Genomic DNA, 12,080 nt, shown 5'->3' on the forward strand with positions numbered 1-12,080 from the left:
GTGTACGGGGGGTGGGGCGCGGTGTCGTCGAGCTCAGGGGACGCCGAGGACGCTGAGGACACCGGGGATGGTGAGGGTGGTGAGGAGTGCGGGGCGTCGTACGCCGGTGCCGGTGTCGCCTCGTACGACAGCGGCTGCGGCGTCACCGTCTCGAACGACGGCGGCGACGCCGTGCCCACCGGCTCTGCCACCACCGCCTCCGTGCGCTGGGTCCGCCGGGTCACCGCCCGTACCCGCGCCACCAACTCCCGTACGCTGAACGGCTTCGCCAGATAGTCGTCGGCGCCCAGTTCCAGCCCCAGCACCCGGTCGGCCTCCTCACCCCGCGCACTCAGGATGATGACCGGCACGTCCGAGACCTGCCGGATGCCGCGGCACACGTCGATGCCGTCCATGTCCGGCAACCCGAGGTCGAGCAGGACGACATCGCCGTACGGCCTTCTCAGTCCCTCGGCGCCGGTGGTCACATGATCCACCGTCAGTCCGAAGTGCCCGAGGCCCTCGGCGAGCGGTTCGGCGATTGTCGCGTCGTCCTCGATGAGCAGCACTCGTATGCCCATGCGTCCTGTCTCTCCGTGAATTTGCATTCTCTGCCCTGACGTCGACACGCTACAAGAAACAAGCGCTTGCAGGGCATTGCGACAAAGAATGTCCAATTACTGGACGCGCTCTGGCCCTTACTTAACCTTCCGCTGGCGTGGCCTCCCCTACGGTGCTGTCAACTGGCTGAACTCCCCATCGAGGAGGCATCATTGAAGGCACTGCTGGACCGTGCCCGCTCGTTCAAGCGTCGGGTCGATTTCGAGAGCGGTGAATACCGGAAACTGGCCGAGGGGCAATATCCCGAGGCCCTCTTCATTACCTGCTCGGACTCGCGGGTGATTCCCGCGCTGATTACCGGCGCACGACCCGGAGAGATATTCGAGCTGCGCAACGCGGGCAATATCGTGCCGCCGTACGGCAGCCCCGGCGTGTCCGGGGAGGCCGCCACCATCGAGTACGCACTGGAGGTGCTCGGGGTTCAGGACATCGTCGTGTGCGGTCACTCACACTGCGGTGCGATGGGCGCGCTGAAGGCGGGCGACGACCTGTCCGCGCTCCCGGGCGTGGACGCCTGGCTGCGGCTGGCCCGTCCCGAACTGGCGCCGGTCCTCGACAACGCCTCCGACGACCCGTCGCTGCCCGACGTGGCCCAGGGCAATGTCGTCAACCAGCTGGCCGTACTGCGCACCTACCCGGTGGTGCGGCAGCGGCTGGACGGCGGGCGGCTGCGGCTGCACGGCTGGTACTACGAGGTCGACACCGGGCAGGTGCACGAGCTGGAGGGTGACGGGCTGTTCCGGGTGCATACCGGATGAGCGGGGCGCATGCGCGCGGGCGGGGTTCGGGGCGTACGAAGCCGGCGGCGCCGAAAACGGTGACGGCGACCGCGATGTCCGCGGGGGCGCCCGCGGCGAAGTCCGGCGCCAAGCTCGACCTCGCGGGCGAGATCACCGCCTCCCTCGTCGTCTTCCTCGTCGCCCTGCCGCTGTGCATCGGCGTGGCCGTCGCCTCCGGTGTGCCCGCCGAACTCGGCATCATCTCCGGGGTGATCGGCGGTCTGGTCGTCGGCGCGGTCCGGGGCAGCACGCTCCAGGTCAGCGGACCGGCCGCCGGGCTCGCCGCGCTGGTCGCGGAGACGGTGCTGGAGCACGGTGTGGCGACGCTCGGGGTGATCGTGCTGTTCTCGGGCATCCTGCAGATCGTCCTCGGCGTCGTACGCCTGGGCCGGATGTTCCAGGCGATCTCCCTCGCGGTGGTGCAGGGGATGCTGGCCGGCATCGGGCTGCCGCTGATGTTCAGCCAGGTCTACCCGATGGCCGACGCGAAGGCGCCCGGCACCCCGATCGAGAACATGGCAGGCGTACCCGGCCTGTTCGCCGACATCCTGACCGACCCCCAGGCGATGATCGCCACACTGCTCGGCGTCGCCACGATCGTGCTGAGCTTCGTATGGAAGAAGATGCCGGGCCCGGCGAAGAAGATCCCGGCCGCGCTGGTCGCGGTCGGCATCGGCATCGCGGTCGCCGCGCTGCCCGGCGTGGACGTGAAGACGCTCCAGGTCGGCAATCTGCTGGCGTCGGTGCGGCTGCCGGGGGCCGAGCAGTTCGCGGGCCTCGCGGACGCGGCGATCCTCACCTCCATCTTGACGTTCACGGTGATCGCGTCGGCGGAGAGCCTGTTCACGGCGGCCGCGGTGGACCGTATGCACAGCGGACCGCGCACCCGCTACAACACCGAACTCATCGCCCAGGGCGCCGGGAACACCGTCGCGGGCATCCTCGGCGCCCTCCCCATCACGGCGGTCGTGGCCCGCAGCTCGGCGAACGTCCAGGCCGGCGCGAAGACCCGGATCTCCCGCACCCTGCACGGCCTGTGGCTGCTCGCCTTCGCGCTGCTGCTGCCGCAGGTCCTGGCCCTGATCCCGATCTCGGTGCTCGCGGGCGTCCTGGTGCACAGCGGCTGGAAGCTGTTCGCGCCGGAGGAGTTCCCGAAGATGTGGCGGCAGGACCGCGGCGAGTTCGTGGTGATGACGGTGACGACAGTGGTCATCGTGGCCACGGCACTGCTGGAGGGCGTCCTCATCGGCCTCGCGGCCGGGATCGTGCTGGCCGCCCTGCGCATGTCGCAGACGGTGATCCGGCAGCACGTCGAGGACGACACCGCGAAGGTCGTCATGGCCGGCAACGCGACGTTCCTACGACTGCCCCAGGTCATCGAGGCCCTGGAGTCGGCGGCGGCCTCGGGCAAACCGCGCATCCGCCTGGACCTGACCGGCGTCACCCATCTGGACCACGCCTGCCGCAACCAGGTGGAGGAGTTCACGGCCCAGCAACGCGGGCTGGGCCTGCGAGTGGAGCTGCTGATGCCGGGTCCGGCGAAGCAGACCCGTACGACCCCCGAGCCGGCACCGGCACCGACGCCCCCACCGCCCGCTCCCGGCCCGGACGCCGAGTGGTTCTACCTCGACACAGGACCGGTGCCGACCGAGGCCACCGGCTACGCGCAGCGGCCACCACTCGTCGGCTGAGCGGCGCCGAAATTCGCTTCGCCCCGTGCGGGCAGCGCCCTACTGTGACGCGATGACCACTCGGATGATCATCCTCAACGGCGGTTCCAGCTCGGGGAAGTCGGGAATCGTACGGTGCCTCCAGGCCCTGCTGCCGGATCCCTGGCTGACGTTCGGGTGTGACTCGTTCGTGGAGGCGCTGCCCGCGAGGATGCGGGCGTCGGACGCGGGGATCGCCATCGGCGCGGACGGGGCGGTGAGCGTCGGCGCGGACTTCATGCAGCTCCAGGCGGCCTGGGCGGACGGTGTCGTGACGATGGTCCGCGCCGGCGCCAGGGTCGTCGTCGACGACGTGTTCCTCGGCGCGGCGGCGACCCAACAGCGCTGGCGGCGGCATCTCGGCGACCTGGACGTCCTGTGGGTGGGCGTCCGGTGCGAGAGCGCCGTCGCCGCGGGCCGTGAGACCGCGCGCGGGGACCGGGCCCCGGGGATGGCCGCGTTGCAGGCGGACATGGTGCACGAGGGGGTGGCCTACGACGTGGAGGTGGACACCACGCACACCGAGTCGTTGGAGTGTGCGCGGGTCATCGCCGCCCGAGTCGGCTGAGCGGCGTCGGCGCGGGCGCCTACTGTGCCGACGACGGAGACCGACATCGACGTCGAGGGGCGGCGGGCCCCCGGCCCGCCGCCCCTCGCCCGTACTCGGAGTCAGGCAGTGAACTTCTGCCACCCCGAGCAGTAGTCGGACGCCCAATCCACCTGCACGCAGCCCCTGATGTTGTAGACCGTCCCCTCGGGGAGGTTCGTGTTGCGCTTCGTGCGGTCGCCCGGGTTCAGGCCACCCTCTATCGTCTTCCGCTGGTCGTCGACTCCGTCCTTGTCGTACTGGACGTAGATGCGGTTGCCAGGGCTCTTCTGGCGGTAGGTGTGGAACCAGTCGCCCTTGTGCTTGAACTGCACGTAGCCCGCGTAGTCCTTGTAGCCGTTGGAGTAGTCGTAGACGTTGACCCTCTCGTTGCTGCCCATCGCGACCGGCCCGTCGCCGGGCGCGGCAGCAGCCGGCATCGCCAGCGCGCACACCGCACCGAGCGCCGCCAGTGGAGTCGCCGCGGCCTTGAAGATCCTGCGCATGATGGAACTCCTCCTCCGTCAAGAAGCTGTGTCGGGGCCTGACATGACAAGGTGACGAGCCTTCCGTGCAGTGGCAGGGGACTCGTCCACCTCCCGCGATCACGGTAAAAAGGCCAGGAAGCGGATGCCCATGTGTTTCGGGCGTCGCCGAAACACAGCCCACCCCGGCCGCACCTCGGCCGGGAGCGACCCCGCGTGCTCAGGCCGTGGCCCCGCTGTCCACCACCAGGTCCGTGCCGACCACCGACGCGGCGGCGTCCGAGGCCAGGTAGAGGACCGCCGTGGCGATCTCCTGGGTGGTCGAGATGCGGCCGAGGGGGAGGGTGGTGCGCGCGCGTTCGGTGCGGTCGGGCTCCTGTTCGCCGGGGCGCAGGGACATCGGGGTGTCCACGGGGCCGGGGCTGACCGCGTTGATGCGGACCCCGTCGCGGATGTGGTCCAGGGCGGCGCCCCTGGTGAGGACGGAGACCGCGGCCTTGGTGGCGGCGTACGCGGTGGCGCCCGGGTGGCGGGTGTGGACGCCGAAGGTGGAGGCGATGTTGACGATCGCGCCCCCGGTCGGCTGGGTGCGCATCTGGCGGACCTCGGCCTGGAGGGCGAGGAACACACCCGTGACGTTGGTGTCGAGCTGCTCGTGCCAGTCCGCCTCCGGGAGGTCGGCCAGCGGCTGTCCGCCTCGGAACACCCCCGCGTTGTTGACGGCCACGTCGAGGGAGCCGAACCGGTCCACGGCGGCGTCCACCACCGCTTGGATCTCGGCGGCCCGGGCGACGTCGGCGGTGACCGCTAGCGCCTTGCCGCCCGCCTCCTCGATCAGCCGGACGGTCTCCGTCAGCGGCTCCTGCCGGCGTCCGGCGACGACCACCTGGGCACCCTCGGCGCCCAACGCGACGGCGACGGCACGGCCGATGCCGGAGCCCGCGCCGGTGACGAGAGCGGTTCGGCCGGTGAAGCGCGAGATGGTCATGGTCTCCATGGTCTCCCCTTGAATCTTGTCCGGTCATTCGTGACCGGGAATTCTTGATTCTTGACCGATCGGTTCAGTATTGCGGCAAAAAAAGAAGGGCGAACGATGCCGCCCGGCCCTGAGGAGGTCAGTCGAGCAGCCTCAACGCCTGTTCCGCCGCGTCCCGCACCCGTGCCGGGTCCGTCGACGCCTTGCCCACCACGCGCAGGCCCTGGAGCAGGACCAGCAGCATGCGCGCGAGGGTGAGCGGATCGCGGTCGGCGGGCAGTTCGCCCTGTGCCTGGGCGCGGATCAGCGCCGAGTGCAGCACGGTCTCCAGCTGGTCCCAGTTGCGCTGCACCCGCCGGACGGCGGCCGGGTCGTGCGGGGCGAGCTCCGCCGCCGCGTTCGTCACCATGCAGCCGTTCAGCCGCAGTCGGTCGTCGGCGGCCTCGGTCGCGTAACGGCGTACGACCGCCCTCACGGCCGGCAGTGCCGGGCCCGGCTGGGACAGCTCCCGCACGATCGGCGGGAGTCCCGCCCGGTCGTAGCGTTCCAGTGCCTTCAGGTACAGCTCGTGCTTGCTGCCGAAGGTCGCGTAGAGGCTCGCCCGGCCGATGCCCAGGTGCTCGACGAGGTCGGCCATCGACGTCGCCTCGAAGCCGCGCTGCCAGAACAGCTCCAGGGCTGCCTGCAACGCGGCTTCGGGATCGAACTCCTTGGTCCTGGCCATGCCAGGCAGCCTAGGTTCAATCAGAACGATCGGTCAAGAAACCCTCTTGAGGCCCACCTGGGGACCTCTTGAGCCTCTTGAATCTCTCTTGATTCCCCTTACGCGGCCCGCACCTCGTACGTCGCCACCCGCACCGACTCGTCGTCCAGGCACACCCCGGTCTCCAGGTCGAAGCGCTGCTTCAGCAGCGGCGAGGCGACGAACGGCCGGCCCTGGTGGGTGCCCGTCAGGCCGCGGGAGAGGACCGCCGCGCCGCCGAACGGGTCGCGGTTGTCGATGGCGTACAGCTTGCCGGAGCGGTCGCGGAACAGGGCGGCCTGACGGCCGTCGGGCAGCAGGGCCGCCACCCCCCGGCCGGGGAGCAGCCGGGCCAGCTCGCAGACCGTGAACCAGCCGCTCTCCAGCTGGAGTTCGATCTTCAGGTCGGTCGTCTCGGGTGCCAGGGTCATCGCTGGGCGCTTCCTTCCAGGGGGCGGTGGCCGATGGTCAGCAGCGGCAGGTCGGGCTTGATCTGGTCGCGCTCGGGGACGAAGCCGACGACCGGGTCGGGGGTGTCGGGGGCGTTCACGAAGGACACGAACCGGGCGAGCTTCTCGGGGTCGTTGATGGTGGTCGCCCACTCGTCGGCGTAGTGCGCGACATGGGCCGCCATCAGGGACTCCAGTTCCTCGCAGATGCCGAGGGAGTCCTCCACGACCACGTCACGGACGTGGTCCAGGCCGCCGGGGATGCGCTCCAGCCAGGTCGAGGTGCGCTCCAGGCGGTCGGCGGTGCGGATGTAGAACATCAGGAACCGGTCGATCAGCTTGACCAGTTCGGCGTCGGAGAGGTCCTGGGCGAGCAGGTCCGCGTGGCGCGGGGTCGCGCCGCCGTTGCCGCCGACGTACAGGTTCCAGCCGGCCGAGGTGGCGATGACGCCGAAGTCCTTCGACTGGGCCTCGGCGCACTCGCGGGCGCAGCCGGAGACGGCGGACTTGAGCTTGTGGGGGGACCTGAGCCCCCGGTAGCGCAGCTCCAGGTCGATCGCCATGCGGACGGAGTCCTGGACGCCGTAGCGGCACCAGGTCTGGCCGACACAGGACTTCACGGTACGCAGCGACTTGCCGTAGGCGTGCCCCGACTCGAAGCCGGCGTCCACCAACCGCGTCCAGATGAGGGGGAGTTGCTCGACCCGCGCGCCGAACATGTCGATCCGCTGACCGCCGGTGATCTTCGTGTAGAGACCGAAGTCACGGGCGATCTCACCGATCACGATGAGGCCCTCGGGGGTGATCTCACCGCCGGGGATGCGCGGGACGACCGAGTACGAGCCGTTCTTCTGGAGGTTGGCCAGGAAGTGGTCGTTGGAGTCCTGGAGGGAGGCCTGCTCGCCCTCCAGGACGTAGCCGCTCGCGCCGATCGTCGGGGCGAGGGAAGCGATGATCGACGCGACCGCCGGCTTGCAGATCTCGCAGCCGTCGCCGCCCTTGGCACCGTCACGGCCGTAGCGGTCCAGCAGGTCCTGGTAGGTGTTGATGCGCAGGGCGAGGACGATCTCGTAGAGCTCCTCGCGGGTCTGCGCGAAGCAGCCGCACAGGCCCTTGTCGACCTCGACGCCGGACGCCTCCAGCTCGGCGGTGACCAGCTGGCCCAGCACCTTGACACAACTGCCGCAGGTCGTACCGGCCTTGGTGCACTTCTTCACCTCGGGCACGGTCGTGCACTGGTGGTCGGTGACCGCGCCGCGGATCGTGCCCTTGGTGACGTTGTTGCAGGAGCAGATGATCGCCTCGTCCGGCAGCGCGGACGGGCCGAGCTGGGCGGGCGCACCGGCACCGGCGGGCAGCACCAGCGACTCGGGGGAGACCGGCGGGACCGAGCCGGTGAACGCCTTCAGCGTGCCGTACGCCTCCGCGTCGCCGACCAGGATGCCGCCGAGCAGCGTGCCGTCGCGGCCGATGACCAGCTTCTTGTACAGGCCCGCGCGGGAGTCGGAGTACACCACGTCCAGGCAGTCCTCGGCGGTGCCGTGCGCGTCACCGAAGGACGCCACGTCCACGCCGAGCAGCTTCAGCTTGGTGGACAGGTCGGCGCCGGTGAACTCCGCCTCGTCCTCGGCGATCGTCGCGGCGGCCGTCTCGGCCTGCTCGTAACCCGGGGCGACCAGGCCGTACACCCGGCCGTCGGAGGCCAGCGCGCACTCGCCGATCGCGAAGACGTGCGGGTCGGCGACCGTACGGCACTGCTCGTCCACGGTGATGCCGCCGCGCTCGCCGACAGTGAGGCCGCAGTCGCGGGCCAGCTGGTCGCGGGGGCGGACACCGGCGGAGAACACCACCATGTCGGTGGCGAGTTCGGAACCGTCGGACAGCTTCATCCCGGTGACGGCGCCCTCGGCGTCGACCACGATCTCCTGCGTGCCGACGCCCGTGTGGACGCTCAGGCCCATGTCCTCGATGGTGCGCAGCAGCGCCGCGCCGCCGCCGTCGTCGACCTGCACCGGCATCAGACGCGGCGCGAACTCCACGATGTGCGCCTCGACGCCCAGCCCCTTCAGCGCGCCCGCGGCCTCCAGGCCCAGCAGACCGCCGCCGACCACGGCACCGGTCGTCGCCTTCGTCTTCGCGTACTCCTCGATGGCGAGGAGGTCCTCGATCGTGCGGTAGACGAAACAGCCGGTGGCGTCCTTGTTCGGGACCGGCGGTACGAAGGGGTAGGAACCGGTGGCCAGGACGAGGGTGTCGTACTCGAAGACCTCGCCGGAGCGGGCGGTGACCTTCTTCGCCTCGCGGTCGACGGAGACGGCCGGGTCACCGACGTACAGCTCGATGCCGTGCGTGTCGATGAACTCCATGTCGGTCATGGAGAGGTCCTCGGGCGTCTTGCCCGAGAAGTACGAGGTGAGGGCGACGCGGTCGTACGCGGGACGCGGCTCCTCGCACAGCACGACCACGCGGTGCGTGGCGGTCATGCCGCGTGCGGCGAGCGCTTCGAGGAAGCGCTGGCCGACCATGCCGTGGCCGACGAGCACGATCGTAGGGGTGGCCTCCGTGGCCTCCGGGGTGGCGGTCATCAGGAGCCTCCATCGTTGGTGAGCAGGTGGAGCAGCGGGCCGTCGTCGGGGAGCGGCTCTGCTCCCTCCCAGGCGCGGGCGAGCGCGCCGACGGTGCCGAGTTCGCCGACGAGAACCCCGCCGACCAGGCGGTCGTCGCGGACGACGACCTTGCGGTAGGTGCCGCGGGTGGCGTCCGCGAGCTGGACGACGTCGTCCCCGGGACGCGGCTCCGTCTCGCCGAACGCGGCGAGGTCGAAGGAGCCCTCACCGGCCAGCGTCAGCCGGGTCAGCGCGCGGGTGCCGGTGTAGCGGGCGGCGCCGTCACCGGCGAGCGACTCGGCCAGCGCGTCGGCCTGTTCGAGCGCGGGCGCGGCCAGTCCGTACACCGTGCCGTCGTGCTGCGCGCAGTCGCCGATCGCCCGGATGTGCGGGTCGGACGTACGGAGCTCGTCGTCGACGACGATCCCCTTGCGCACGTCCAGTCCGGCGGCCTGCGCGAGACCGGCACGCGGGCGGACCCCGCAGGCCAGGACCACGATGTCGGCGTCGAGGGCGTATCCGTCGGCCATCTCCACCGAGCGGACCGCGCCACCGACGCAGCGCACGTCACGCACCCGCAGGTCGGTGTGGACCTCGACGCCGAGGTCGCCGAGATGACGCCGGACCAGCTTCGAGGCGGCCGGGTCGAGCTGACGCTCCATCAGTCGCTCGGACTGCTGGGCGAGCACGACCTGAGCGCCGCGCATCGCGAGCGCCCGGGCTGCGGAGACCCCGAGGAGCCCGCCGCCGATCACCACCGCCTTCACACCCGGCCGGACCGCCTTGGACAGGCCCAGGCAGTCGTCCATCGTGCGGAAGGCGTGGACGCCCTCCGGCAGTTCGTGGTCCGGCGTGAACAGTCCGCGCAGCGGCGGCAGCACCGGGTTCGAGCCGGTGGCCAGCACCAGGGTGTCGTATGCGATCTCCGACCCGTCCGCGAGATGTACGGCTCGCATCTCGCGGTCGATGCCGGTGACCCGGCCGCGGGTCAGCTCCGCGGGCGCCGGGAGGGCGATCACATCGGGGCTGTACCGTCCGGCCAGCACCTCGGCGAGCAGCACCCGGTTGTACGGGCGGTGCTCCTCGTCGCCGACGAGCGTCACGGGCGTGCCGAGCTCGCCGAGCCGCCGGGCGAGCCGTACGCCCGCGAGGCCGGCGCCGATCACCACCACACGCGTATTCGAGGTCATGGCATCGAGCGTGCGGTGCCGGTGTTTCCCGACCGCATCGCATCTGTTTCCCGTGAGGAACGCTGCCCTCAGCGGGCGCGAGGGGTGGGTGTGAGGGTTCGGCGGGCACGGAGCGGGCGGCTGTGAGGTCGGCGGCGGCCGAACCTCAGATGCTCCTCATGTACATGGACGGCACACGCATCGTCTGCCTAGGGTCGCGATCATGCCCGACATATCGCTGACCATGGTCGTCGTCCTGTGCCTCGCGGCCCTCGTGGCCGGCTGGATCGACGCCGTGGTCGGCGGCGGCGGCCTCCTGCTGCTGCCGGCCCTGTTGCTCGGCCTGCCCGCGCACACCCCGGCCGCCTATGCGCTCGGCACCAACAAGGCGGTCGCGATCGTAGGCACGTCGGGCGCCGCCGTGACATACGCCCGCAAGGCACCCGTGGACGTGCCGCTCGCCGTGCGCATCGGCCTCGCGGCGCTCGCGGGCTCCTCCGGGGGCGCCTTCTTCGCGGCCGGCATGAGCACCGAGGTGCTGAAGCCCGTGATCATGGTGGTGCTGCTCGCCGTCGCCGCCTTCGTGATCCTGCGCCCCGCCTTCGGCACCGCCCCGGCGACCGGCCCCGCCTCCCCGCGGCGGATCCTCGCCGCGATCGGCCTGGCGGGCCTCGGCATCGGCTTCTACGACGGACTGATCGGCCCCGGCACCGGCACCTTCCTGGTCCTCGCCCTCACCGCGGTCCTCCACCTCGACCTCGTCACCGCCTCCGCCACCGCCAAGATCGTCAACTGCTGCACCAACGCCGGCGCGCTCGCCACCTTCGCCTGGCAGGGCACCGTCCTGTGGCAGCTGGCCGCGGTGATGGCCGTGTTCAACCTGGCGGGCGGCATGCTGGGGGCGCGTACGGCGCTGAAGAAGGGCAGCGGGTTCGTCCGGGTGGTGCTGCTGAGCGTGGTGTTCGCGCTGGTGGCGAAGCTGGCCTACGAGCAGTGGCTGGCCTAGGGCACGGGAGCTACGAGCCGGCGATCTCCTGCCGGAGCCGATGGGTGAAACGCCGCAGGAGGTCCAACGTCTCCCGGAACTCGGCCCGGCGGTCGTCACTGCCGGCGGTGGGCCGCGTGCTCCAGACCCGACGCGCGAGAGCGTCGGCGAGATCGACGGTGTCGCGCTCGCAGAGCAGGTAGAGCGCCGAGCGTGCCTCCTGCATCCGGTTCGCCAACTCGTTGGCACCGGGGCCGTCGCCACTCAGCTGTGTCTCCTTCAGATGGTCCAGCAGCTGCACCACGGCCGTGTTGAAGCCGATCCCGGCCCTGAGCTTCTGCTCGCGCAGCCACATGCGGTCCTGGCGGCGCGCGGTGAACCACGAGCCGAACACCACCCCTATGAGGCCGATGGCGGCCCCGACGGCCACGGACAGGATGTTCACCACGGTCAGCTCCCCCGATGTACGGCGACGACAGGCTACAGACGCCGTCGCGGGCGCCGCACCCGGTGAAGCGGCTCGCGGGCGCGCAGGGGTCAGCGGCTGCCGGTGAGGTGCGCGAAGACGACCACGTTGCCCTGGTAGCCGGTCGTCCGTGAGTAGCCGCCGCCGCAGGTGATCACCCGCAGCTCGGGGCGCGGGGCCGCGCCGTACACCTTCTCGTCGGGGAAGGCCTTGGCGTCGTACACCTCGACGGCGTCGACCGAGAAGAGGGCCGTGCCGCCGTCCCGTCGGTCCACCTCGATCGTGCTGCCCCGCTCGAGGGCGCCCAGCAGGTAGAACACGGCGGGCCCGTCGGCGTTGTCGACGTGGCCGGCGACGATCGCGGTGCCGGTCTCACCGGGCGTGGTGCCGGCCTCGTACCAGCCGGCGAGGTTCTTGCGCCCGGCGGGCGGGACGTCGAGGCTGCCCGACCTCGTCAGGCCCAGGCCCATGAGGGGGGCGTCGACGCGCAGCGAGGGGATGCGGATGCGGTCGGGAGGGGAGGGGGCG

The 12,080-nt window shown here is 70.9% G+C and carries 13 protein-coding genes; 4 read left to right on the forward strand and 9 right to left on the reverse strand.

The features are described from left to right. A partial coding sequence (locus L0P92_RS35800) for a response regulator transcription factor (protein WP_234767231.1) occupies positions 1-560 on the reverse strand: 560 nt, incomplete at its 3' end. A gap of 192 nt (positions 561-752) precedes the next feature. Between L0P92_RS35800 and L0P92_RS35805 the strand changes: the two genes are divergently transcribed. From L0P92_RS35805 to cpt, 3 genes are read left to right on the forward strand one after another with little or no spacing between them, the layout of a single operon-like run. Next, positions 753-1,358, forward strand: coding sequence for a carbonic anhydrase (locus L0P92_RS35805; protein WP_234767232.1), 606 nt, complete (start codon positions 753-755; stop codon positions 1,356-1,358). Next, the gene (locus L0P92_RS35810; protein ID WP_234767233.1) at positions 1,355-3,070 is read left to right on the forward strand and encodes a SulP family inorganic anion transporter; all 1,716 of its coding nucleotides are present in this window, start codon (positions 1,355-1,357) and stop codon (positions 3,068-3,070) included. Before L0P92_RS35805 ends, L0P92_RS35810 begins: the two co-directional genes overlap by 4 nt. Before the next feature lie 52 nt (positions 3,071-3,122). Beyond that, positions 3,123-3,656, forward strand: coding sequence for a chloramphenicol phosphotransferase CPT (cpt, locus tag L0P92_RS35815; protein WP_234767234.1), 534 nt, complete (start codon positions 3,123-3,125; stop codon positions 3,654-3,656). Positions 3,657-3,757: 101 nt separating this feature from the next. Here the strand turns inward: cpt and L0P92_RS35820 are convergent, their stop codons facing one another. From L0P92_RS35820 to L0P92_RS35845, 6 genes are all read right to left on the reverse strand, one after another. Next, the gene (locus L0P92_RS35820) at positions 3,758-4,180 is read right to left on the reverse strand and encodes a hypothetical protein (RefSeq protein ID WP_234767235.1); all 423 of its coding nucleotides are present in this window, start codon (positions 4,178-4,180) and stop codon (positions 3,758-3,760) included. Positions 4,181-4,379: 199 nt separating this feature from the next. After that, positions 4,380-5,147 (reverse strand): SDR family NAD(P)-dependent oxidoreductase, encoded by a 768-nt coding sequence (locus L0P92_RS35825; protein WP_234767236.1) that lies wholly within the window; start codon positions 5,145-5,147, stop codon positions 4,380-4,382. Between the two features lie 127 nt (positions 5,148-5,274). Beyond that, positions 5,275-5,859 (reverse strand): TetR/AcrR family transcriptional regulator, encoded by a 585-nt coding sequence (locus L0P92_RS35830; RefSeq protein ID WP_234767237.1) that lies wholly within the window; start codon positions 5,857-5,859, stop codon positions 5,275-5,277. Positions 5,860-5,957: 98 nt separating this feature from the next. After that, positions 5,958-6,308, reverse strand: coding sequence for a nitrite reductase small subunit NirD (nirD, locus tag L0P92_RS35835; RefSeq protein ID WP_062724961.1), 351 nt, complete (start codon positions 6,306-6,308; stop codon positions 5,958-5,960). Beyond that, positions 6,305-8,911 (reverse strand): nitrite reductase large subunit NirB, encoded by a 2,607-nt coding sequence (nirB, locus tag L0P92_RS35840; protein ID WP_234767238.1) that lies wholly within the window; start codon positions 8,909-8,911, stop codon positions 6,305-6,307. The genes nirD and nirB overlap by 4 nt, the downstream gene beginning before the upstream one ends. Then, the gene (locus L0P92_RS35845) at positions 8,911-10,122 is read right to left on the reverse strand and encodes an NAD(P)/FAD-dependent oxidoreductase (RefSeq protein WP_234767239.1); all 1,212 of its coding nucleotides are present in this window, start codon (positions 10,120-10,122) and stop codon (positions 8,911-8,913) included. The genes nirB and L0P92_RS35845 overlap by 1 nt, the downstream gene beginning before the upstream one ends. Positions 10,123-10,324: 202 nt before the next feature. Here L0P92_RS35845 and L0P92_RS35850 point away from each other — a divergent pair, with 202 nt between their 5' ends. Beyond that, positions 10,325-11,107: a sulfite exporter TauE/SafE family protein gene (locus tag L0P92_RS35850; RefSeq protein WP_234767240.1), complete on the forward strand. Its 783-nt coding sequence runs from the start codon at positions 10,325-10,327 to the stop codon at positions 11,105-11,107. Between the two features lie 10 nt (positions 11,108-11,117). On the opposite strand, the gene L0P92_RS35855 is transcribed toward L0P92_RS35850, so the two are convergent. Both L0P92_RS35855 and L0P92_RS35860 read right to left on the reverse strand, forming a co-directional pair. Next, positions 11,118-11,534, reverse strand: a complete 417-nt coding sequence (locus L0P92_RS35855) for a hypothetical protein (RefSeq protein ID WP_234767241.1) — start codon at positions 11,532-11,534, stop codon at positions 11,118-11,120. Positions 11,535-11,623: 89 nt separating this feature from the next. Next, on the reverse strand, positions 11,624-12,080 hold a 457-nt coding region (locus L0P92_RS35860; protein ID WP_234767242.1), incomplete at its 5' end, for a class F sortase.

The organism is Streptomyces muensis, from assembly GCF_021474425.1.
Classification (GTDB): domain Bacteria; phylum Actinomycetota; class Actinomycetes; order Streptomycetales; family Streptomycetaceae; genus Streptomyces; species Streptomyces muensis.